We start from the raw sequence: 22,186 nt of genomic DNA, 5'->3' as shown, positions 1-22,186 counted from the left end.
CTTGTTTCCGCACAGGGTCAAAGGTAGGGGTGACTTCCGGAATTAACTATAGCTTTCGGTAGGTTTTATCACCCCCCGAATCATTGTAGGAATAACTCAGCGTAAGGCGGTCGGGGCAGATGCGGAGCAGCGGCAGGTCGGTGGCACTGGGCACAGCGGTGCCGTTCAGTTCTGTCAGGTGCAGATATAGGGTGGCTTCGCCCGGAACATCCTGGATGGTGTACCGTTGGGTGGCCAGCAATTGGCCGTTGCGGTAAGACTCAACGGTGCCTCCTGGGTTAAACACCAGTTCCTCCGAATACCCTGCCGACTGCGGGGTTTCGATCCGGGGGGCGGTCATACCCCGTAAAAACGTATAGGTCTGCTCCCATTGCCAGCGACCCAGAATTAAGGGGTTAGCCTCAGCCGCGGTTTTTACAAAATCGTCACAGGAAATCCGTTGCGGCTCTGCGTCTTTGCGCCGGCAGGCCCCTCCCACCAGCCAGCATATTGCCAGTATAATCCATAAATTTTTCATAGCCGGAAATCAGTACGCTCTCTATTATACTACGCTGATTTCCGGAAATAGTTGGACAAACCGGCAACTTTTCTGCCGGACCGGGGCTTACAGCCGGTGTGCCGCCCGGTAATTGACCGCCCGGCACACCGGCTGTACCGGATAACCGGCTTACTTAACCAGCAGTTTCTTTACCTGCCGGCTACCTTCACCCAGCACCCGGATAAGGTAATAACCCGGCGACAACCGACCCAGGGCCACTTCTTTTTCCGGACTCGTGAGCGTTAGCTGAACCTGCTGCAAGGACCGGCCCTGAAGATCGGTCAGAGTCAACTGCACCTCCTCGTTTGGCCGGAAACCTATAAACTGCAGCGTCAGCGCCCCCTGCTGCCCGTCAACCGGGTTCGGGTATATGCGCACATCTGGTCTTCCTGCTGCCAGGCTTCCCGGCGTTAAGCCAACACTTTCCCGGGCGGTAGCCGAACTGGCCAGGTAAATCTGATCCAGATAAAAGACAGGTTGCTTAGTTGAACCAAGTCCCTCCTGAAAGTACAGGTCACTCAGAGCGGCCGGATTACCAAGTACCGACAGCGGAACGGTGACCAACGTCCAATTGTTTTTGGGGATCGTCAGCGAATACACATTGCTGTTGTCGCTGTTCATTTTTACGGTGATTTTCTGCCCACCCTGTTTACCGCCGTTCACCCAGAACTTCAGATGCGAGAAGCTGCTCAGGCTCACCGGCGAGTCGGTATGCAGGTATAAGCCGCCCCAGGCCTGGGTATACGTAACCGAAATAGACCGGCTGCCGCTCTGCACAAGTGAGGTATTGCTCAGATTTCGGGTGGTGCCCCACGACCAGTCGACCCATCCCGTTTTCAGCGCATCATCGTAGATCAGGTAGGTACTGGCCGACACACCGGTTACTGTTACGCTGGTTGTGGCCGTGCTGGAACAGCCGTTCAGGCCGACCGTCAGCGTGTAGGTACCTGCGGCTGCGGTTGTGACGTTAGCAATTGAAGGGTTCTGGACCGTGGCGGTCATGTTATTAGGTCCCTTCCAGGAATAAGCGGCTCCGGTTCCGGCGGTAGCGGCAAACAGATTCAGCGTCTGACCGGCAGCCACCGGGCTGTTGCTCGACGCAGAAGCCGTTGGTACCGGACTCACCAACACCCTGGTACTGGCCGTATAACGGCTGCCATTGCTGGTGGCGGTAACTGAATAGGTGCCCGATAGCGCCGTAGTGGCGTTCGGAATCGTCGGATTCTGGACAGTGGCCGAAAAACCGTTCGGGCCGCTCCAGGTATACGTGATTGAACCACTCAGGTTAGCTGGGGTAGCGGTCAGATTCAGGGTCTGACCGGCACAGATAGGGCTGTTGCTCGACGCGGTCAGGGAAGGCTGCACGGGGGCCGGTTCTGCAAAATACGAGGAAAGAAACACATAAGCCGCCTGGTAGTAAATAGCGGGTTCTGTCACCTCCCACGAGGGGTCGGGATAATCGGCATTCCAGGCGGCAAAAGCTTTCATCGGCGGATTTCCTTTGGGGGGAGTAGTGGTACCACTGTAGTTCTGGTTTGGCCCACCCACCACGTAGCCGGGAGCCGCCCCAAACTGCGAGCCGGGGCCGTCATACCGGGCCGAACCGTTGCGGAACCAGCTATGGTAAAACTCTTCGATGTTCTTATCACCGCCCACATTGGCTCCCCGGCTGCCCATATTGCTCAGGTATACCCACGACAGCGGATTACGGCCGTGGAAATAGTGCAGATACTCTTCGGCAATCTCCCGGTACAAACTGTTTTTAGCCGAATTTACACTGGCCTCCAGGGCTATAACCGCCAATTGCCCCCAGCGGGCTTTTAACTGGTTAGACCCCCAGGTGTAATGACCGGTCCACATATACGCCAGATAAGGGTCATCTTTCCGGGTGTAATACGGCTCATGAAACCAGTCCATCGTTGTTTTGAGCGTATTTTTCAACTGCGAGACAATAGTGGTATTAGCCCCAGGCGTTGCCCAGTAAATGATAAATGCCTGGTTAAGATCCCAGCAGACAGAAGGGTCCATGTAGCCGTTCGATAAGGGGTGAAAGCCGTTCTCGCTGGTGGCAGTGGTGTTGTTGTAATTGCTCTCGAAATACGTTTTGTATTTAGCCGTACCGGTAGTGCGAAACAGTTGGGCGGCTGCCAGAATCCGCAATCGGCGGTCCTGGTTGCTGTTCGAGCCGGCATCGGCGGCCGCCATCGATGCACCGTCGGTACCCGTTGAAGGACTAATGTTCGGATTATTCTCCAGGTATGTCCAGGCATTCTCGGCGGCTGTCTGCAACGTAGTGGCATAGTTCGGGAACTGAGTCCCGTAGGCACCGAAAACCCGCGAGGCATGGGCCATAATGGCCGCAAACGTAGCTGTCGACCAGGTGGTAATGTTCGTGTAATAACGCGGCTGGGTATCCGTCGAGGGGTCATCGGTACCATTACTGTAGCTGGTTACGGCTACCCGGTTGTGTACCCCGCCATTGGTAGCCTGCATGCGCAGCATCCAGTCCAGTTCCCACTTCAGTTCATCCAGCACATCGGGTACGCCATTGCCCGACTCCGGGATGTTGGTAGCGTCGATAAACGCATTCGGCCGTAGTTCATAGGCCATCAGGAGGTCCCACATCGGACCGGCCAGAAACGGAATGTATTTGTTGTAATCGCCGGCATCGTACCAGCCGCCGGTCACGTTGCGGGTAGTACCCGATTGAGCCGAGCTTGTATACAACAATGCATTGGCATCCTGGCTGTGAGCCAGCGGGTGGGTCCAGTTGCCTCCGTACTGGGCAGGTATGGCCGTACCGCTGCGCTGGTAGTAAAACACTTTCACGGCCGCCTGCAAAACAGGTCCGTAGATATTGTCGCGGATTTCGAAGTCGTAGGAGCGCAGGTTGCGGGTGGGGTCATAGATATGGTATGTACCGGGCGTGGTGACGCTGGTAAAATCACCGTGCCAGGCCTTATCGCCCGAATCGGTATGGGTGTTTCCGCTGTTCCAGATGACGGTGGTGCCGGTGAAGACCACACTGTTATCGGCCGACCGACGTACCTGAAACTGACTGCCGGGCGTATAGGTGTTGCCGCTGTTCTGACCCGAAACCGGATTGGCAAAAACAACGGTTTTGCGGGCATTGGTACGCCAGCCAAACTGGTCGACAATAATCTGCTGGGTGATTGCCTGCGCCCAGACAGACGCCGTTCCCAGCCAGGCCAGGAGAAAGAAACCGACACCGTGGGCGATAACAGCCCGTAATGTAGCGGATAGAGAGAACATATAGACGGGGAGATCACTTGATGTTATTAAACCGGCTTAAATGTAAATTCTTGTGGATAAAGTACCAAGTCGTTTGTCGATAAATCGGGGCGTTTATCACAGACAGGGCCGGCCATAAATATATCTTTCTGAGAGGCTTTGCAGATTCGGGCCAACTAATACCTTTACGCACGCAACTAGCATGGTATCACCAATGAAATTTCGTTACTGGCTGGGCAGCCTTCTGCTTGGTCTTACACTTCAGGCCGCCGGACAATCGGGGCCGGCTCTGGTGCGGGGGCCGTATCTCCAGGTTATTACGCCTACCTCTGTGGTTGTCCGCTGGCGAACCAGCCTTCCAACCGACAGCCGCGTTTTTTTTGGACGCACCAGCGGTTCGATGACTCAGCAGACTACCGACGCAAAACTAACGCAGGAGCACATTATTACCCTTACCGGTCTGCAACCCGCCACCACGTACGCCTATAGTGTAGGGCATGCCGGCAACAAAGCCGGCGACTGGCCGGCCTATCAGTTTAAAACCGCTCTCCCCAAAGGCAGTACCGCTCCCTTCCGGGTGTGGGCGCTGGGCGACTTTGGCATCGGTAGCGAAAATCAGTTGGCGGTTCGGGATCAGTATCTTAACTACACCAAAAGCCGCCCTGCCGATCTGTGGCTCTGGCTGGGCGATAACGCCTATTGCTGCGGGCGAGACAACGAATTTCAGCAATATGTGTTCGATGTCTATCCGCGTTCGCTGTTTGGAACCACCCCCGTTTGGCCAACTCCCGGCAACCACGACTACCACGATGACGTCAACGACTTTTCTATCGATTATTACAAACTATTTAGCATGCCACAACAGGCTGAGGCTGGTGGTGTTCCCTCCGGCTCCCAGGCTTACTATTCCTTTGACTATGGTAATGTGCATTTTATTTCACTGGACTCCTTTGGCAACGAAGCCGGTAAGCACCGCTTGTATGACACCACCGGAACCCAGGTTCAATGGCTGAAACGGGATCTGGCAGCCAATCAGTTGCCGTGGACAATTGTGTTTTTTCACCACCCGGCCTACACCAAAGGGTCGCGCAATTCCGATACCGAAGAGGAACTTGTTCTGATTCGCCAGAATCTGCTGCCCATTCTGGAGCGGTACAACGTGGATCTGGTTCTGAACGGCCACAGCCATATTTACGAACGCACCTACCTGCTCAAAGGGCATACCGGGGCGGCCGGCACTTTCGACCCGGCGAAACATATCGTTTCGGCCTCTACCGGACGTTACGACGGTTCTGTCAATTCGTGCCCCCTGGTGAAAGGACAGGGTACAGTGTATGTGGTAGCCGGATCGGGGGGAGCCCTTAGCTGGCGGGCTACCGATTATCCGCACCCAGCCATGGTGTATGCCAACCGGGATATTGGCGGTTCGCTTATTCTGGATATGAACGACAACCGGCTAAACGTTCAGTGGCTCGCCACCGACGGCGTGGTTCGGGATCAGTTTACCATGCTTAAGAATGTGAGCAAGACCACGTCGACAACAGTGGCGTTGGGTGATACCGTGCGGCTAACGGCGTCCTGGCCGGGTCAGTATAGCTGGTCGGAGGGGCAAACAACTCGCTCGGTAGTTGTCCGACCTCCTGCTCCCGGCACCTACCGCTATACCGTAAAAGACCAGCAGGGTTGCCTGCAGGATGCGTTTACCGTAACCGTTGGTGCCATAACAGGGTTGGAGCCGCAACCGGAAGAAGCGGTGCTGGTCTATCCGAATCCGGCCACCGACCAGATCACGGTGGAACTACCGCTGAAGCAGCCGGCCGACATCATCCTTCGCCTGACCGACCCGACGGGCCGGCTGGTATACCAGGCAGGCTATAAAGCAACAACTCAATCCCGCTACCAGGTTCCGCTCCCTCAGACTACCGGGCTATATGTGGTTACGGTTCAGCTTGGGCAGCGGACCATTACCCGAACGGTGATGCGCAGATGAGGTTTGAGATTCGCCGGGTATATAATTTAGGTAAAGAAGCGCTTTCACCAAACCTGCCCAACCCCAAACAGCAGCACAAACAGCAGCGTGGTCATGGCCAGTTGGCCTAAACGGGGGTTCAGTTCCGCCGGTTGCCGGTGAGTTGCTACTTTATAACCGTTCAGGATAAAGAGGGGAAAACTGAGCAGATAAAGCCAGTCGAGGTAGCTGTTCCAGCCGGTCAGCAGCGTGTAGGCAACGGCGCAGGCCATACCGGCAATTAGCAGCGACCAGTGGTAGCCCGTTGCCCGCTGCCGGCCCAGCCGCACCGGAATAGACCGCTTGCCGGTTTTGGCGTCGGTTTCTATATCCCGGATATTGTTTACGTTTAACACGCCGGTGGCAAACAGCCCAACGCTGGTGGCCGGCAGCATGGTGGCAAAACTAAAATAATGCGTATGCAGGAAATACGTACCCAACACGCCAACCCAGCCGAAGAAGATCAGGACGGCAATGTCGCCCAGACCACTGTAGCCGTATGGTCGTTTGCCATTGGTGTAGGCAATGGCTGCGCCGATACTGAGCAAGCCCAGCCCTAAAAACAGGTAAAACGTCTCGGGCGAAGCGTCCCAAAAAGCTTCGACCAGCAGCCAGATGCCGGATATCAGCGCCAGCAGGGCCGTCACAACCATTCCCCACAACATGGATTTTCGGGTAATCAGCCCGGTAGCCACCGCCCGCTGCGGACCAACCCGCTCGGCGGTGTCCTTACCCGAAACCGCATCGCCGTAGTCGTTGGCGAAATTGGAGAGGATCTGCAAAAAGATGGTGGTCAGGGCAGCCAGCATAAAAATGCGCTGATTGAACTGCCCCGCAGCCAGCGCCAGAAAACTCCCCAGAATAATACTGGCCAGCGCCAGCGGCAACGTGCGCGGCCGCGCAGCTGCAATCCAACTTTTCATGAAGTTTGTAGTTTGTAGTTTGAGGTTTGTAGTTGAAGATGCGTCAGCCTAACTTTAAACCGCCAGGCGGCCCCGCTCAAACCTCAAACTTCAAACGAAATTAAATGCCTACCGCTTTCTTAAACTCCGCATCGGTGGGTTTGACCCCGGAAGCAAAGAAGTGGGTTAACTGACCGTTTTCGTTAATAACGTACTTGCAGAAGTTCCAGCTCGGGGTCTTGTCGTTCCAGCCGTTCAGCGACTTGGTCGACAGCCACTTGTACAGCGGGTGCTGGCTGTCGCCGGTTACGTCGATCTTCTCGAACATCGGGAAGGTTACGCCGTAGTTCTTCTGGCAGAAGGTCGCAATATCTTCGTTGCTGCCCGGCTCCTGGCTCATGAAATTGTTGGCCGGGAAACCCAGCACCACAATCTTGCTGCCGTGCTCTTTGTAAAATTTCTCCCAATCGGCATACTGGGGGGTGTAGCCACATTTAGAGGCTACGTTCAGAATGACTACTTTCTTTCCTTTAAACCCACTCAGGGCCACCGGCTTGCCGTCAATAGACTTCATAGTAAAGTCATACAGCGTTTTGGCCGGGGCCTCGGCATTGGTCGGACGGGCCAGCACTTCTTTTTTGTTGCCAAAGACATGGCCAAGCAAGGTGGAAATCATAAGGACAGCGGATACAAGCAACAGGGCTCGTTTCATACGGTTAGTGTTAAAATTGTTTTTGGAGTAAAGCTACGGCCATTCATGTACCGTTGACTCAGTTGCATCAACAAAGTGTCCTACATTTTTGTTGGCACGTCGATACATAATAACCCCATTGCTTTCCGGATCGTTTCAGCTACCACGGTTGACAAAGCCACCCGGTTTAGTTTTTTACCGTCATCCGGCTCCGACAGAATAGATACTTCTGCGTAAAACTGGTTGTAGGTCTTGGCGAGTTCGTAGGCGTACTGCGCCAGGTAGGAGGGCGCGTAATCGGTACCCGCTTCGGCCAGGCGCTGCGGGTATTGGCTCAGCAGGTAGATCAGTTGCTGTTCGGTCGGGTGCAGGTCAACCGCCGGCAAGGCGTTTGCCGGCCGAATGCCTTGCTGTTCGGCCTTCCGCAACACCGAACAGATCCGGGCGTGGGTGTACTGGATAAATGGCCCGGTATGGCCCTGAAAATCAACAGACTCCTGCGGGTTAAAGAGCATGCGCTTTTTCGGGTCTACCTTCAGCAGAAAATACTTCAGGGCACCCATTGCCAGCATATGGTACAGCGTACGGGCCTCGTCACTGTCGAAATCCTCAATCTTGCCCAGGTCGCGGGTCCGGGTTTCGGCCGTGTCGTACATCTCCTGAATCAGGTCATCGGCATCAACAACTGTTCCTTCCCGCGACTTCATCTTACCGCTGGGCAGGTCTACCATACCATATGAGAGGTGGTACAGTCCATCGGCATAGGAACGGCCCAGCCGGCGCAGAATGGCAAACAACACCGCAAAATGGTAATCCTGCTCGTTACCCACTACCCAGATATAGCGGTCGTTATGGAAATCTTCGTACTTCAGGTCGGTGGTACCCAGGTCCTGCGTCATGTACACCGAGGTACCGTCGGAGCGCAGCACCAGCTTCTGGTCCAATCCTTCGTCGGTCAGGTCGATCCAGACGGAGCCGTCGTCTTTCCGGTAAAAAACGCCTTTTTGCAGCCCCTCCTCAATCACATCTTTGCCGAGCAGATAGGTGCTTGATTCGTAATACGTCTTATCAAAGCCGACGCCGATTTTCCGGTAAGTTTCGTTGAAGCCGGCATACACCCACTCGTTCATCTGCTTCCAGAGGGCAACCGTTTTATGGTCGCCCTGCTCCCATTTGCGCAGCAGCGCCTGTGCTTCCAGCATCAGCGGAGCTTTTTTCTCCGCTTCCTCTTTCGCCATTCCGTCCACTACCAGTTCCTCAATCTGCTGCTTATACGCCTTATCGAACAAGACATAGTATTTGCCGATAAAATGATCGCCTTTCAGCCCCGCCGACTCGGGCGTTTCGCCGTTGCCGAAGTGCTCATACGCCAGCATCGATTTACAGATGTGAATACCCCGGTCGTTGACCAGGCAGGTTTTCACCACATCGTAGCCGTTGGCTTTCAGGATTTCGGCTACCGAAGCACCCAGAAAGTTGTTGCGCAGGTGGCCCAGGTGCAGCGGCTTATTGGTGTTGGGCGACGAAAATTCCACCATCACCGACTGCCCTTTGGCCGGCAGCGTACCAAATGAAGGGTCCTGCAGAATGCCATTCAGGACATCGAGCCAGACCGCATCGGCAATGCTGATGTTAAGAAAGCCCTGCACCACATTGAAGCGGCTAACCATAGGTGAATGCTCCTGCAGGTAGGCTCCAATGGCCTGCCCGATCTCAACGGGCGATTTGCGGAGTGTCTTCGTAAGCGGAAACGTAACGAACGTATAAAGTCCTTCAAATTCTTTTTTGGTGGGCTGTAAGGCTACCTCATCGGGTTGTTCGACCCCAAAAAGGGTAGCAATGGCCTGTTGTATATCCTGTTTCAGTTGCGCGTGTATATCCATTCGGCTGTGGCCTGATTTCCGGCTGCAAAAGTAGCGGAAAACCGGCAACTCCGGTAAATTACCGGCCGGTTTGCGCAACCTTTATGTTGTTTTACCGTTTGAAAGGATAGACGGACAAGTTTGTAAATCACCGGCCATTGTGTACATTTAAGCAACTCATTCAGATTACAGTATGTCTCCATCGAAGGTCATCGGATGGTTGCTGGTGCTAAGCCTGCTGCCGGCACTTGTCTGCGCACAACTGGCCCACTCCGTCCGGCTTGAACTGACCACTAATCAGAATATAGAAGAATCCTTTGACGTAACCCCGCTGGCCCGGCAGGGTGTCCTGGTAACCGTACGCCGGGGTGATTATTACGACACAACCCCCGCCCGGTTTCAGTTTAGCAAATACGATACTGATCTGAAACCCCTGTGGACTACAGAATACAAACAGGACCCGCGCTTTGAGCCAACCCTGTCGTACCACAACGACCATTATCTGTACTGGCTCTTTCGCGAGAAAGAGTCGGCGGCCATTCAGGTAAGCCGGCTCAGTCTGGACGACGGCCTGATCGAACACTTTCAGGGTGAGCTGATCTCCCAAATGGACATGCAGCATTTTAAGGTGCTGGGCAATACGGCTTACGTAGGCGGGTACTACCGCAACCGGCCGGTGGTGATGACGTTCTCGTTCTTCGACCGTACCAACCGGGTGCTGCCAGGTCTGTATACAAACCATCTGGAAATCAACAGCCTGGAAATTGATGAAACCCGCCAGGAAGTACACGTACTGGTGCATTCGCTCCGGCGAAACTGTCAGTTCTCCATCCGCTCGTATTCATACGAGGGAAAGCCACTCCGTACCGTTACCTTCGACGGCTCGAAGTACAGTCTGATTTCGGGTAAGCTGGTGCCCGCCGGCGATAATGAAATGCTCCTGGTAGGAAATTATTCAACCGACTGTACCCCTTATTCGCAGGGCATTTACGTCACCCGCATCAGGCCCGGTGAACCGGGGCGGCCGGATGCCGTTACGGTTCATACCAACGACATTCGGTATATCGAATTCTCGCAGTTGCAAAACTTTTTTAACTACCTGAAGCCCAAGCGTCAGGAGCGATTACTGGCCCGGGTTCTGAAAAAGAAAGAAGAAGGGAAAGACGTTAAGTTCCGCTACCGGCTGCTGGTACACGACCTGATCCCGACCAAAGACGGGCTCACCCTGCTGGCCGAGGTGTATTACCCGCAGTACCGGGGTACCTCGCTCCCCTATTCCGGCGGCATGATGCGCTCGACCGACCGGTATTTTGAGGGGTATCGCTACACCCATGCCTTTCTCTGCGGGTTCGATAAGCAGGGAAAACTGCTCTGGGACAATTGCCTGGCCATCCAGAACCTGAACAGCCCCGAACTCACCGAGATGGTGCAGGTATCGCAACAGGGTGATCTGATGGTACTGGCCTACCCGCAGGATGGCGAGATTCATACCGAGGTAATCCAGGGCAGCAAAGTACTGAAACCGCGCGAGAACTATACGCTGAAGACCAATTCTGATAACGAGAAGGTGCTGTATTCCACCCACGAAAATTTGGCGGCCTGGTACGACCATTATTTTCTGGCCTGTGGTTTCCAGAAGATTGGTGAAAAAGGATACAGCGGTTCACCCCGCGAAGTGTTCTACATCAATAAGCTCAACTATAGCCTGACCGATTTGCAGAACGGCCCGGCTACCGATGCCACTCCCGCTAAAAAGAGAACCGCCCCCAACGGAGCGTCGGGCCGGCAGTCTAGCCGAAAAACTTCCGGATCAGAACAATAATCAGGTTCAGCAGGATACTCAGTACAATGCAGGTCACAATCGGGAAGTAAAAGCCACCCCCGTTGCGGCCCTCCACCCGAATATCGCCCGGTAGCCGGCCGAGCCAGCCGAATTTATCGCCGAAGAAGAAAACGACAAGTCCGATCAGCACCACCCCGGCACCAATCAGCATTATGAGTTTGCCAATCGAAGGACTCATTGAAGCAGCACTAAAGCTTGATTTGTCAATATACAATCTAACGGCTACAACCGCAACTTGGTTTGTGTACAGACAAGTTGTTCCGTTCCGGATCCCGAGATTTCAAAACTTGCCGTACCTTTGCGGGTTATAAACGTATGATACCAACCGCCCGCGATACTGCTTTTCTGCTCCGGCAGGGGAAACTGATTGGACTGGCCGACGAAACCGGCTGGTCGGTAGCCGCCGATCCGATCAACGATGCTGCCGTAGAACGCCTGCTGCAACTGCACCAGGGTACCCCCGGTGCCTTACCCCTGACGGTGCTTATCGACAAAACCGATCTGCTGGGCATGTATGTGCAGAACGTGCCGGAGGTGGCCTGGGACATTGTGGAGTTTGCCGAAAAGCCGCTAACGGTCTTGTACGGGCCGGGCAAGAATTTGTCGCCGGTATTGCTGAACCAACAGACTACTATTGCGGTTCGACGGGTATTGCAGGCCGACGTGCAGCGGCTCATCAACAGCTTTGGGCGGGGGTTGCTGACCCTGTCGTTTGAAGCGGCCGCCCTGCCTCCGGCCGCCGTTGAACTTACAGTCGGCACCTATGGCACGCCGGCCACTCCCCTCCGGAAGCCCCGCATTATGCGGCTGGGCGTAAACGGAGAACTTGAATTTATCAGGAAATAATGAATTTCGCAGATACCTTACATACAAATCCTATTTTTGAACAGATTGGCAGGCAGGCGGCTGCGCTCCAGGTGCAGGCGTATGTGATCGGCGGTTTTGTGCGCGATCTGGTGCTGAAACGACCCTCCAAAGACATTGATGTGGTTTGCCTGGGCAGCGGCATCGAACTGGCCGAAGCAGTCGGGCGGGCGTTCGACGTGCCGGTTACGGTGTTTAAAAACTTCGGGACGGCCATGCTCCAGGTCGATGACTGGGAGGTGGAGTTTGTGGGTGCCCGCAAGGAATCGTACCGCGCCGACTCCCGCAAGCCTATCGTGGAAAACGGAAGCCTGGAAGACGATCAGAACCGCCGGGATTTCACCATCAACGCCATGGGCATCAGCCTGAACGAAGGGCAGTTTGGCCAGTTGCTCGATCCGTTTGGCGGATTGGCCGATCTGAAGCGGAAACTGATCCGGACACCCCTGGAGCCCTCGATTACGTTTTCCGATGACCCGCTACGAATGATGCGGGCTATTCGCTTTGCCTCTCAGTTAAACTTCGACATTGAACCGAACACCTTCGACGCCATCATTCAGATGAAAGACCGGATCGGTATTGTGTCGAAGGAGCGGATCACCGAGGAGCTGAACAAGATTATTCTGTCGCCCACACCGTCCTACGGCTTCAAGCTGCTGTACCATGCCGGCCTGCTGGAACAGATCTTTCCGGAACTGCTGGAGTTGAAAGGGGTGGAGACCGTTGACGGCAAAGGCCACAAAGATAACTTTTACCATACCCTGCAGGTACTCGACAACGTAGCTACCCGGTCCGACGATTTGTGGCTGCGCTGGGCGGCCATCCTGCACGATATTGCCAAACCGGCCACCAAACGCTTCGACCCGAAGGTGGGCTGGACCTTTCACGGTCACGAAGACCTGGGAGCCCGCATGGTGCCCACCATCTTCCGCAATCTGAAACTGCCGCTGAACGAGAAGATGCGGTTTGTGAAGAAGCTGGTCCGGCTGCACCTGCGCCCCATCGCGCTTGTCAAGGAAACCATCACCGACTCGGCCCTCCGGCGGCTGCTGGTCGAAGCCGGCGAAGATCTGGAAGCCCTGCTGGCCCTCTGCCGCGCCGACATTACCTCCAAGAACTACGAGAAGGTACAAAAGCACCTGCGGAACTTCGATAAGGTGGAGCGGAAGCTGCACGATTTGGAACAACGCGATAAACTGCGCAATTTCCAGCCCGTAATCACCGGCGAACTCATTATGGAGACCTTTGACCTGAAACCCTCCCGCGAGGTGGGCGAGATCAAAGAAGCCGTACGGGAGGCCATTCTGGAGGGAACTGTACCTAACACGCTGGAAGCAGCCTACCCCTTTATGGTGGAAGAAGGCCGGAAGCGGGGGCTGGCGGTGGTGAAAGAGTTAACCGTGGGTAGTGAGCAGTAGGCCGTTTGCCCTGGGCAGAACAATCAAAACAGTATATACTTCTGACAATGGATAATAGCAGTTTCCGGCGCTTTTTTGGCGCTCTCCTGACAATTCTGGGTATGATTGTCGTTCTTTTTGCCTGCGTGGCTTTCCTGTCTGACAACAACCCCATTCTGGGTATGCGAATTACCAAGTGGGAGTCGCTTTTCCCTTTCTTTGTCGGTTTGGTTTTTCTGCTGTCGGGCATTAACCTGATCCGGCAGCTTTAAGCAGCTACGGCACAACCTGAGCCGCTACCAGCCAGTCGTACGGATTACGCGGTTCGGGCAGACCATTGGACAGAATTCGGAGATACATCAGATGCAGGTGCGTGGGTGAGCGGGTTTTAAAGGCATTGAAGCCCGTTCGTCCTACTTCAGCAATTTTCTGCCCGGCATGTACCCATTGCCCTGGCAAGACATCTACCACATGGTTGTGGGCGTAATAAAACAAGCCGTGCTGCACCGGATCATAGATCCAGATCCAGTTGCCACCCCGGTACTCGCTCCCCGGCTGCCAGGCAGTTTCTATTCCAATAACCAGACCGCTGCTCATGGCAAGCACATCAACCGGCTGCCCGGTTCGGTCGTCGATATTGTCCTGGTCCCGGTCACGCACAAAAATATCCTGGGCGGGGTGACTTCCCTGCACCGTAAAGTCGAACAGGTCGAAGCCGCGGGCGCGGTAGCCTTCGCCCCGCGTTCCGCCAATAGCAGGAGCCGAATAGCCCCGTAACGGAAACACAAACGACGCTGCCGGCTTTGCCAGGCTGTCCGAAGCGGCACTCATCAGACTGTCGGCCTGGACCGGAACGGGAGTTGGGTAGCGATTTTTCAGCGCCTGCATGATGGCACTGAAACGCGCACGAGCCGAATCAGGGGCGATTCGCTGCTCCCGAATCTGGGTGTACAGCGTCTGAAAATCCTGACAAAGGCCATAAACCGTCTGCTCCTGATAATTAGAAAATCTGACCTGAGCCGATGCGATCTGAACGCTCAGGAACCATACTGCTATCAGGCAGGGTAACCGATGCCTGACGAAATCTGATGCTGCCATCAATTATTTACTGCATTTAACCCCAAACCTACAGAATGCTGCGCCTTTATAGAAAAGCCAGGTTGTCTTGTAAAGCAGGAACCTCTTCAGACCGGCCGCTGTGCTTAAAATTGAGTACCGTCCGGACAGGTAATGCGGTAGAAGGTATAGAAGAGACTAATGCCCGTATAGGTGTAATGATCCTTGCGGGCCGGGTTGCCCTGTAGCCGTTTGTCAGTAGCCGTTGCGTCGCCCAGACCATCCAGATAATCGTTGTTGGTGAAACGGGTGCCAAACTCAAACCCCACACTCCAGGGGAGTTTAAATTCATATTTAACCCCAACCCCAAGCGGGTACGCTATTTTTCCGGCAAAGCCTTTCTCCCGGTTTACCCGGTCGCGGGGGCTTACGGCATAAAGCGCTACCCCACCAAAGACATAGGGCGTCCAGTTCTTTATCTTCCGAAGCGGCCGGTAATCCAGAAAATTATACTCCAGGTCAATACCGGCCTCGGCTACATTGGTTTTGAACTGGTAATCTCTGGCTTTCTGAAACGGATCACTTGAGCGCCGGTCGGCGGCTCCGAACTGCCCAATCAGCCCACTCGCCCGCAACGACAGCGAGGGAGTAGCGTTGTATCGTAAAAATAACTGACCAGCCGGCCGGTAAAAAAGCGGGTTCATGGCGGGGGCCACATCTCCCTTATACAACAGGCCTCCCAGACTACCGCCCAGCTCTAGTTTCTGCGCCTGAGTAGCCACACTGATAAAAAGCCCGGCTACGATAAGCCAGGCTGTATTGTTTGCCGATAATTTCACGCTTGCTTGGTCTGTTGCGTCAAAGATAATACCAATATGGGTTGATTAGCAATTCTTTTAGAAGCCAACCCGTGGCTTTCGCATCTATTTAATGGGCGGACACTTAATTCGGCCGGGAATAATGTAATGAATCTGAAAGCTGGTCAGCAGGTACGAATCCTGCAGCATTCCCTTGGCACCCCGCCCCGACTCCGCAGCCGTGCTGCCCAAAGCGGCCGTTGCCTGCGCAATACCGGCGGTTCGGTCTCCTTTGCCTTTCCGGGCAGGAATTGGCTCACCACTTCTGTTCGATAAATCCTTTGCTAACTGACTCTGGAGATCCGCCGGATTCGGATAGGCCCCTCCTACATCGTCCAGGTAGTCGGAAAAGGTGTACCGATACCCTATTTCGGCTGCCAGATCAAAGTTCTCGTTCAGTTTATACCGTACCCCAATACCAACCGGTATCGCCAGTGTAACCAGCGAGTAAGGCTTCGGGTAACCCGGCTGCCCCTGCCCTTCGGTACCCAGCGGCTGCAATTTTACCCACTGCTGGGGCTGGTCAGGCTGGGTTCCGGCCCCAACCGGTGTACGGGCTTCCGGACTGTGGGCCAGCAATCCTAACCCACCAAACAGGTAGGGCGATAGTTTTACCCGCTGGTTCGATGTCCGTCCATCGCCAATGATCTGGTAGATACCTGTGATGGCAAACTCTTTCAGATCATTGCGGAAATGCAGGTTGCGTAAATACTGCACGGGGCTGCTGCCGGCATCGTTCCTGTTGAACGTGTAATCATCGCCCGAAATACGAGCCCAGGTAAACGAAGCCCTTGCCGCAAAATTGGGCGTAAACTGCCGGGTATAGGCCAGCCCGACATTCCAGCGGGGCATGATAAACGTGGATTTTAGAATTTTCCGGTAACCAGCCAGGTCGCCATAGTAATGCGCTGACCCCACGCCGATGCCGACCTTGGAGTACGGCAAGAATTGCTTATTCACCTGACGCTGCGCGAATCCTTCCTGCGCGTTTCCGCCCAACAGCAGCGCCGTCAATACACCTGATGCAACAAGGTGAGTATGTTTCATAAAATTTTGTAGGTCCTGTTTCCGTAACGCAAATCCGGCTATAGAACCGGCCTATTCACGAAACGGCTGAGATTTTGATTTATTGGCAAGAACTGCTTTAAAATTAGCGAGCCGTCAATTTCGGATGTCGAAACCCCAGTTCAGTTTGCTTCGCAGCGTATTGAGAAAATTATCTTCGTTGAGTTTTACCAGGCGGGCACCAAACTTTTCCTTTTGCACACTCAGCCGGGTCGACACATCTACCGTTCGTGACCGTGAATCCAGGGCGGCCAGAAAACTACCGCTCCGGCTTTCGACCTCAAACGATAACTGGCAGGTATCCATCACAACCATCGGCCGGACGTTCAGGTTGTGGGGGCTAACGGGCGTCACAATAAAGTTGTTGGTATGGGGCAGCAGCACCGGCCCTCCGCAGCTTAAGGAATAGCCGGTGGAGCCGGTAGGTGTTGAGACAATCAGACCATCGGCCCAGTAGGAGTTCAGAAATTCGCCGTCGATATAGGTATGCACCGTAATCATCGATGAGGTTTCGGTGCGGGTGATGGTAAAGTCATTGAGCCCAAACGGCAGTCCATCAAACACATCCCGGTCCGACTGAACGCTGACCAGAGAACGTTCGTCAAGCGCGTAGTGATCGTGAAAAAGGGCGTGCAGCATGGCGCTGATGCCACTTGGCGAAACCGTTGCCAGAAAGCCCAGGCGACCGGTGTTGATACCGACAATAGGTGTCTGGCGGGCACCAACGTGGGTAACTACCTCCAGCAGGGTCCCGTCTCCACCCAGGCTAAAGGCAAAGTCGGCGTCGAAAACACCCTGGGGCGTATAATAGGTATGCTGGCTACTGTGTTCAATGCCGGCCGATTCGAGTACCTGCCGATAGCTATGAGAAAGTTGTACTTCAACGTGTCGGGAGGCCAGTTCATCAAACATTTCCTGGATAAATGGCTTTGCCGGTTCGGAGAAGGCACGTCCGTGAATGGCAATTTTCATAAGATAATCGTTAGTCGATAGTCGTTAGTCATCAGTCGTTAGTATACAAGATCCACCAACGACTAATAACTATCGACTATCGACTATTACGTATTCAGATACCGGAGCAGCAGGTCGAGCCGCTCCTGGTCGATACTTTCAATGGGCACATTGGCAAAGGCCGCTTCAATATGGTATCCGAATCGCTCAAGGGTAGATACCACAGGAGTAATATCCCGGCGGTTCAGTTTCAGGGTCAGGCGCGAGCGGTCGGGCATTCCATAGGCCGCGCTGGCAAAGTAGCTGCCCACAATTTTGATGTTGTTCGATTCGACCAGGCGGCTGATTTCGGCCATGGAATAATCCCGTTCGTCGATGTTCAGCACCAGAATTGCACCAACCTCCTGCACACCAAGCTCCTGGGCAAACTGTTTCAGCAGTTCATTGGCAGACACGCTACCGATGAATTCTTTAATGTCGCTGATCACCGCGATCACCTCCAGGGGATTTTGCAACACCAGGCTGAGCATTTCCAGCAGGTGCTGATTTTCGTAGACATACACCTGCTCGTACAGGCGCATGACATCACTGAGTGGCCGTTCGTCGTCGGCAACATCCAATAACAAATCTTCGCTTACCAGTCCCTTATACGCTCCCTGATCAGTCACGGCTAGCTGCCCGATGCGATGTTCCTGCATCCATTCCAGCGCTTGCCCGACCGTATCGGTCAGCTTCAGAGCCGGCAACATCGGATCAATGAGTTCGGCAGCAAGCATACTCTTCGACAGTAAGTATTTTTGTATGTCAGAAAACTAAGAAATATTTACCTTAGTTCACAAATATTATCCAAAATTCTTACTACTGCCAAAACACTATCGATTTACATCGTCAGGCAGTGGTAAGGGCTCTTTCGTACATTGGATGCTTTTCGAGCCAGTTCAGAAGCAGTTTATTAAACCGGCCGGGATGTTCCATCATGGGAGCATGACAACACTTATCAATAAAATACAATTCTGTATTGGGTATTAACCGGTCAAACTCATAAGCAACTTCGGGAGGGGTAATGGTGTCATTCAGGCCCCACACCAGTAAGGTGGGCACCTTAATCTTCGGGATGTCTCTGGCTACATTGTTTCGCTGAGCCGATTTGGCAATGGCCACAATCCGCATGCAACTGGGAATGCTGCTTGTGATCTCGAACACTTCGTCGATGAGTTCTTTCGTGGCCACCTTGGGGTCATAAAAGGTATAAGCCACCCGCTCGGCAATATAATCGTAGCTTCCCCGCTTTGGAAACGAGCCACCCATCGAGTTCTCGAACAGGCCCGAACTACCCGTCAGCACCAGCCGCTTCACCATGTCCGGGTGTTTTAAGGTATACAGAATGCCAACGTGGCCACCCAGCGAGTTACCCAGCAAGGTCAGATTGTTCAGGTTTTTAAAGGCAATAAAGTCTTCGATAAACGCAACCAGTCCTTCCAGACCGGCTTCTTTGATCGGCATGGTGTAAATAGGCATGACCGGAATAATCACCCGGTAACGGTCCGAAAACCCGTTAATTACGCCATCCCAGTTGCTCAGGGCGCCAAAGAGGCCATGCAACAGCAACAACACCTCACCTTTTCCTTCATCTACGTAGCGAAATCCCGCTTCCTCACGAACCTGATAATTCATAATGCTCGAAGACTTACAGTACTGTTTCTTTTAAACCTGAACCTATTACAAAGGTTCTAATTTTTAGCAAATTAATACAATTTTTCACTAATTCAAACCCAAAGTCAGTTAAAGCTGCTTCAGGGTGGAATTGAATCCCCCAGAGCGGCAGCGACTGATGCCGCAGAGCCATAACTTCATTCTCGCGGGTGGCGGCCAGCATCTCCAATTCTGCCGGCAAATCGGTCACCAGCAGGGAGTGGTAACGCGTAACGGTAAACTGATCAGGCAAGCCGTCAAACAACGGATCAGCGACCAGCACCCGAATTGCAGACAGTTTACCGTGCATTGGCTTAGCCGCCCTGACAAGTTTAGCCCCGAAAAATTCGGCCAGTGCCTGATGCCCCAGACAAACCCCCAGTATGGGCAACTTTTGGTGGTAATACGCAATCACATCCATCAGGTAACCGGCTTGCCGGGGTGTACCCGGTCCGGGCGATAACACAACGGCGTCGACATCCTGCCTATACAGCAGCAACGGCGACTCGTCATTACGAACAACCTGGCAATCGGCTCCTGCCTGCTGGAGGTAATCCACCAGCATATAGGTAAAGGAATCCTTATTATCAACCACCAGAAGTTTCATGCCTGTGCCAGGTTGTAACCCGCCGTAAAAATAACAAAATCTAAGAAAAAGAAATCATTGATTTATTTAACTTCCTGATTATGAGTTTATTATTTTTTTGTTAACTATGTTAAAGTCAATTTTTCTAAAAAAAGTACTAAATCTTTCATTTGTCACTGATCTTTAGGGCGGCTTGCCCGGAACTATTATTTTTGAGACCAAATCCAAGCAGGTGTCTCTTATGTCTCCGAAATTCCCTGTAGTTATCATTGGTGCCGGTATGGCCGGCCTGACCTGTGCCGTTTACCTGCAGCAGGCCGGTATTGAAGCGCTTGTGCTGGAAGCCTCCGACGGGGTGGGCGGACGCGTCCGTACCGATATTGTAGAGGGTTTTCGACTCGATCGGGGCTTTCAGGTGCTGCTGACTGCCTACCCGGAAACCAAACAGTTGCTTAACTACGCAGCCCTGGATCTGCAGGCGTTCCGGTCAGGTGCCCTGATCCACCACGAAGACCGATGGATGCGGCTGATTAACCCGCTACAGGAGCCACAAAGCGTTTTTCAGACCCTTGTATCGCCCGTGGGTACCCTGCCCGATAAGCTGAAAATTGTGGAACTTATCCGGCGGGTGCATGGCCTTTCTACCCACGATTTCTTTCAGCAACCGGCTACCACTACCATTGATTACCTGGTTGACTTCGGCTTTTCGGAGGAAATGATCGTGCGCTTTTTCCGGCCATTCTTCGGCGGCATCTTTCTGGAAGATGCGCTGCACACCTCCAGCAACTTCTTCGAGTTCTGCTTCAAGATGTTTTATTCCGGCGACGCAGCGGTCCCGGCTCTGGGTATGGAACAGATACCGCTTCAACTGGCCGGTCGCCTGAAACCGGAGCAACTCCGGCTGAACACAGCGGTTGAACAGGTTACCGGCAATCAGATCACCTTATCGGCCGGCGAAACCCTGCAGGCGGGTACCATTGTGCTGGCCGTTGATGCCGCTCAGGCAGCCCGGCTTTTGAATCTGTCCGTTCCTACCGAAGAAGCGTTCAATCATACCACCTGCACGTATTTTGCCGCCAATCGCTCGCCCAATCAGGAGCGGCTGCTGATCCTCAATACAAAACGATCGTCGCCTGTGCACAACATTGCCATTATGAGCGACGCAGCTCCCACCTACGCGCCCGACGGGCAGACGCTGATTTCGGTGAGCACCCAGGGAGTAGAGATTATGGATGAAACCCGGCTAACCGAAAATATCCGGAAAGAGATGGTCGACTGGTTTGGCAACGATGTAAAAACCTGGCGGCACCTGAAAACCTACCACCTGCCCCACGCCCTGCCCGACTACGGCCCGAACGCCGTTCACCTCCCGCTACGACTCGCCGATAACCTCTACCAGTGTGGCGACCGCACCGCTTACCCCTCCCTCAATGCCGCTATGCAAACCGGCCGCGAAGTAGCAGAGCTGATAGTGAAGAGTTAAGAATTAAGAGTTATGAGTTAAGAGTTAGCTGGCGCAAGTAATTTATAGCCGCTGGGCGGCCCCATCATCACTCATAACTCTTAACTCCCTATCTCCATCCCTCCGGAATGTCGCCTGGCAAGCGGCCGGTTGGCGCATACACCGCTCGACAATCACCCTGGGGGATAATAATGGTACTCAGAAAACCCCGGACCTGTGGCCGGTACGTTTCTTCGCCCTCAATGCGGCTGCGGGCCACCACTACCGCCGACGCCCCGAAATAGCCCAGCGCCAGATCGTCCGGATCAGTTGTGTTGACAACATTGCCGGTGATGGGTGCCGGCAGCGGATCGAAAATGGTGCCGACGCGGGTCTGCTGCTCACCAAAGCGCTTCCAGAACTGATAGGCCTCACGGGTCAGTGAATATTGCCTTACCTCAAACAACTGCGGACCCGTGGCAAAGACCAGCGACTCCATGATGAGTCGTTTCTGAACCGTATTGCCGTTGACAAGCTGATCGGAAGAGATGTTGACCGTTCGGATGGTCACCGGCACCCAGCACCGATCATTGCAGATATCCCGGCTAAAAGGGGTACACGGAGAACCCGTAGAGGGCCTGAGGCTGTAAAAAAGACCCTCCCACCGGTAAAAATTCGGCTGGTCAGCCGGGTCTTTGGTATCAATGTAGACCCGGTAGCGGTAGGGCGTTTGTACATTATCGGTGCTGATAAATTCGGAATAAACGGTATCAATAGCCGGTACCGGCAGCATCTTTTCTGGCCGGGACATATAGCGCTTGCCGTTGGGCAGAGTTACCGACAGCGTATAGGTACGCCCAACCTGGCCGACAAACGATGGATCGGTTGTCTGGTAATAGCCCGGCTGACCAGTGATGCCGATCAGCCCGGTCGACTGCCCGGCATCGTCCCGGATGGTCACCACGGCATTAGAGATTGGCGTTTCTTTAGGACGCAGACTTATATTCTCAAAGGCACCGGTATAGGTTAGCCTAACCATATACGGAGGGGACTCATTGGTGATCGTTCCCTCTACCACCAGTTGCGGTTCGGCCTGCCGGATGGGCAACTGCACTTCATCGACGCAGGATAGCAGGATTCCCGCCGGCAATAGTCCGATAAGTAGCCACTTTTGCATAGGC

Annotated in this window: 20 protein-coding genes; 6 read left to right on the top strand and 14 right to left on the bottom strand. The window is 53.9% G+C overall.

Annotated features, from left to right (window positions below; genetic code table 11):
* Positions 1-46: 46 nt before the first annotated feature.
* Together ABD931_RS09955 and ABD931_RS09950 are read right to left on the bottom strand one after the other, a co-directional pair.
* Positions 47-517, bottom strand: a complete 471-nt coding sequence (locus ABD931_RS09955) for a hypothetical protein (RefSeq protein ID WP_345266530.1) — start codon at positions 515-517, stop codon at positions 47-49.
* A 150-nt stretch (positions 518-667) separates the two neighbouring features.
* Positions 668-3,811 carry a glycoside hydrolase family 9 protein gene (locus ABD931_RS09950; RefSeq protein ID WP_345266528.1) on the bottom strand — a complete coding sequence of 1,048 codons (3,144 nt, stop codon included), beginning with the start codon at positions 3,809-3,811 and terminating at the stop codon, positions 668-670.
* A 193-nt stretch (positions 3,812-4,004) separates the two neighbouring features.
* Here ABD931_RS09950 and ABD931_RS09945 point away from each other — a divergent pair, with 193 nt between their 5' ends.
* The gene (locus tag ABD931_RS09945) at positions 4,005-5,780 is read left to right on the top strand and encodes a metallophosphoesterase (protein ID WP_345266526.1); all 1,776 of its coding nucleotides are present in this window, start codon (positions 4,005-4,007) and stop codon (positions 5,778-5,780) included.
* Positions 5,781-5,824: 44 nt separating this feature from the next.
* Here ABD931_RS09945 and ABD931_RS09940 read toward each other — a convergent pair whose 3' ends face one another.
* From ABD931_RS09940 to argS, 3 genes are all read right to left on the bottom strand, one after another.
* The gene (locus ABD931_RS09940) at positions 5,825-6,721 is read right to left on the bottom strand and encodes a 1,4-dihydroxy-2-naphthoate polyprenyltransferase (protein WP_345266524.1); all 897 of its coding nucleotides are present in this window, start codon (positions 6,719-6,721) and stop codon (positions 5,825-5,827) included.
* Between the two features lie 100 nt (positions 6,722-6,821).
* On the bottom strand, positions 6,822-7,376 hold the full coding sequence (locus ABD931_RS09935) for a glutathione peroxidase (RefSeq protein ID WP_345266522.1): 555 nt from the start codon (positions 7,374-7,376) through the stop codon (positions 6,822-6,824).
* A 116-nt stretch (positions 7,377-7,492) separates the two neighbouring features.
* The gene (argS, locus tag ABD931_RS09930) at positions 7,493-9,274 is read right to left on the bottom strand and encodes an arginine--tRNA ligase (protein WP_345266520.1); all 1,782 of its coding nucleotides are present in this window, start codon (positions 9,272-9,274) and stop codon (positions 7,493-7,495) included.
* A 172-nt stretch (positions 9,275-9,446) separates the two neighbouring features.
* Between argS and ABD931_RS09925 the strand changes: the two genes are divergently transcribed.
* The gene (locus ABD931_RS09925) at positions 9,447-11,075 is read left to right on the top strand and encodes a hypothetical protein (RefSeq protein WP_345266518.1); all 1,629 of its coding nucleotides are present in this window, start codon (positions 9,447-9,449) and stop codon (positions 11,073-11,075) included.
* Here ABD931_RS09925 and ABD931_RS09920 read toward each other — a convergent pair.
* The gene (locus ABD931_RS09920; RefSeq protein ID WP_345266516.1) at positions 11,044-11,274 is read right to left on the bottom strand and encodes a DUF2905 domain-containing protein; all 231 of its coding nucleotides are present in this window, start codon (positions 11,272-11,274) and stop codon (positions 11,044-11,046) included. The genes ABD931_RS09925 and ABD931_RS09920 overlap by 32 nt on opposite strands.
* 137 nt (positions 11,275-11,411) lie before the next feature.
* Between ABD931_RS09920 and ABD931_RS09915 the strand changes: the two genes are divergently transcribed.
* The 3 genes from ABD931_RS09915 to ABD931_RS09905 are packed head-to-tail and all read left to right on the top strand — an operon-like array spanning position 11,412 to position 13,629.
* A complete protein-coding gene (locus tag ABD931_RS09915) occupies positions 11,412-11,942 on the top strand; it encodes an L-threonylcarbamoyladenylate synthase (RefSeq protein ID WP_345266514.1) in 531 nt (176 codons plus the stop codon).
* Complete coding sequence (locus tag ABD931_RS09910) at positions 11,942-13,378, top strand: CCA tRNA nucleotidyltransferase (RefSeq protein ID WP_345266511.1); 1,437 nt, start codon at positions 11,942-11,944, stop codon at positions 13,376-13,378. Before ABD931_RS09915 ends, ABD931_RS09910 begins: the two co-directional genes overlap by 1 nt.
* 47 nt (positions 13,379-13,425) lie before the next feature.
* Positions 13,426-13,629 (top strand): hypothetical protein, encoded by a 204-nt coding sequence (locus tag ABD931_RS09905; protein ID WP_345266509.1) that lies wholly within the window; start codon positions 13,426-13,428, stop codon positions 13,627-13,629.
* 4 nt (positions 13,630-13,633) lie between these two features.
* Here the strand turns inward: ABD931_RS09905 and ABD931_RS09900 are convergent, their stop codons facing one another.
* The 7 genes from ABD931_RS09900 to ABD931_RS09870 form a co-directional block, all read right to left on the bottom strand.
* Positions 13,634-14,455 carry a M23 family metallopeptidase gene (locus ABD931_RS09900; protein ID WP_345266507.1) on the bottom strand — a complete coding sequence of 274 codons (822 nt, stop codon included), beginning with the start codon at positions 14,453-14,455 and terminating at the stop codon, positions 13,634-13,636.
* 104 nt (positions 14,456-14,559) lie between these two features.
* Entirely contained in the window at positions 14,560-15,252 is a 693-nt protein-coding gene (porG, locus tag ABD931_RS09895) for a type IX secretion system protein PorG (RefSeq protein ID WP_345266505.1), read from the bottom strand.
* 84 nt (positions 15,253-15,336) lie between these two features.
* Positions 15,337-16,317, bottom strand: a complete 981-nt coding sequence (locus tag ABD931_RS09890) for a DUF6089 family protein (RefSeq protein WP_345266503.1) — start codon at positions 16,315-16,317, stop codon at positions 15,337-15,339.
* Positions 16,318-16,431: 114 nt separating this feature from the next.
* Positions 16,432-17,307, bottom strand: a complete 876-nt coding sequence (locus ABD931_RS09885) for an NAD kinase (protein WP_345266501.1) — start codon at positions 17,305-17,307, stop codon at positions 16,432-16,434.
* A gap of 86 nt (positions 17,308-17,393) precedes the next feature.
* Positions 17,394-18,062: a CBS domain-containing protein gene (locus ABD931_RS09880; RefSeq protein WP_345266499.1), complete on the bottom strand. Its 669-nt coding sequence runs from the start codon at positions 18,060-18,062 to the stop codon at positions 17,394-17,396.
* Positions 18,063-18,174: 112 nt separating this feature from the next.
* Entirely contained in the window at positions 18,175-18,960 is a 786-nt protein-coding gene (locus ABD931_RS09875; protein ID WP_345266497.1) for an alpha/beta fold hydrolase, read from the bottom strand.
* Positions 18,961-18,973: 13 nt separating this feature from the next.
* Positions 18,974-19,585: an anthranilate synthase component II gene (locus ABD931_RS09870; protein ID WP_345266495.1), complete on the bottom strand. Its 612-nt coding sequence runs from the start codon at positions 19,583-19,585 to the stop codon at positions 18,974-18,976.
* Positions 19,586-19,805: 220 nt separating this feature from the next.
* On the opposite strand from ABD931_RS09870, the gene ABD931_RS09865 reads away from it, so the two are divergent.
* On the top strand, positions 19,806-21,047 hold the full coding sequence (locus ABD931_RS09865) for a protoporphyrinogen/coproporphyrinogen oxidase (RefSeq protein WP_345266493.1): 1,242 nt from the start codon (positions 19,806-19,808) through the stop codon (positions 21,045-21,047).
* 88 nt (positions 21,048-21,135) lie between these two features.
* On the opposite strand, the gene ABD931_RS09860 is transcribed toward ABD931_RS09865, so the two are convergent.
* On the bottom strand, positions 21,136-22,182 hold the full coding sequence (locus ABD931_RS09860) for a DUF4249 domain-containing protein (RefSeq protein WP_345266491.1): 1,047 nt from the start codon (positions 22,180-22,182) through the stop codon (positions 21,136-21,138).
* Positions 22,183-22,186: the final 4 nt, after the last annotated feature.

Source organism: Nibrella viscosa (assembly GCF_039541875.1).
Lineage (GTDB): Bacteria > Bacteroidota > Bacteroidia > Cytophagales > Spirosomataceae > Nibrella > Nibrella viscosa.
This window is presented reverse-complemented; position numbering and strand designations above follow the sequence as displayed.

Coding starts and splice junctions, on each gene's coding strand:
- ABD931_RS09865 (WP_345266493.1), top strand. CDS start 19,806: ATGTCTCCGAAATTCCCTGTAGTTATCATTGGTGCCGGTATGGCCGGC.
- ABD931_RS09910 (WP_345266511.1), top strand. CDS start 11,942: ATGAATTTCGCAGATACCTTACATACAAATCCTATTTTTGAACAGATT.
- ABD931_RS09870 (WP_345266495.1), bottom strand. CDS start 19,585: ATGAAACTTCTGGTGGTTGATAATAAGGATTCCTTTACCTATATGCTG.
- ABD931_RS09890 (WP_345266503.1), bottom strand. CDS start 16,317: ATGAAACATACTCACCTTGTTGCATCAGGTGTATTGACGGCGCTGCTG.
- ABD931_RS09885 (WP_345266501.1), bottom strand. CDS start 17,307: ATGAAAATTGCCATTCACGGACGTGCCTTCTCCGAACCGGCAAAGCCA.
- ABD931_RS09920 (WP_345266516.1), bottom strand. CDS start 11,274: ATGAGTCCTTCGATTGGCAAACTCATAATGCTGATTGGTGCCGGGGTG.
- argS (WP_345266520.1), bottom strand. CDS start 9,274: ATGGATATACACGCGCAACTGAAACAGGATATACAACAGGCCATTGCT.
- ABD931_RS09945 (WP_345266526.1), top strand. CDS start 4,005: ATGAAATTTCGTTACTGGCTGGGCAGCCTTCTGCTTGGTCTTACACTT.
- ABD931_RS09875 (WP_345266497.1), bottom strand. CDS start 18,960: ATGAATTATCAGGTTCGTGAGGAAGCGGGATTTCGCTACGTAGATGAA.
- ABD931_RS09950 (WP_345266528.1), bottom strand. CDS start 3,811: ATGTTCTCTCTATCCGCTACATTACGGGCTGTTATCGCCCACGGTGTC.
- ABD931_RS09860 (WP_345266491.1), bottom strand. CDS start 22,182: ATGCAAAAGTGGCTACTTATCGGACTATTGCCGGCGGGAATCCTGCTA.
- ABD931_RS09900 (WP_345266507.1), bottom strand. CDS start 14,455: ATGGCAGCATCAGATTTCGTCAGGCATCGGTTACCCTGCCTGATAGCA.
- ABD931_RS09940 (WP_345266524.1), bottom strand. CDS start 6,721: ATGAAAAGTTGGATTGCAGCTGCGCGGCCGCGCACGTTGCCGCTGGCG.
- ABD931_RS09935 (WP_345266522.1), bottom strand. CDS start 7,376: ATGATTTCCACCTTGCTTGGCCATGTCTTTGGCAACAAAAAAGAAGTG.
- ABD931_RS09915 (WP_345266514.1), top strand. CDS start 11,412: ATGATACCAACCGCCCGCGATACTGCTTTTCTGCTCCGGCAGGGGAAA.
- ABD931_RS09905 (WP_345266509.1), top strand. CDS start 13,426: ATGGATAATAGCAGTTTCCGGCGCTTTTTTGGCGCTCTCCTGACAATT.
- ABD931_RS09880 (WP_345266499.1), bottom strand. CDS start 18,062: ATGCTTGCTGCCGAACTCATTGATCCGATGTTGCCGGCTCTGAAGCTG.
- ABD931_RS09925 (WP_345266518.1), top strand. CDS start 9,447: ATGTCTCCATCGAAGGTCATCGGATGGTTGCTGGTGCTAAGCCTGCTG.
- ABD931_RS09955 (WP_345266530.1), bottom strand. CDS start 517: ATGAAAAATTTATGGATTATACTGGCAATATGCTGGCTGGTGGGAGGG.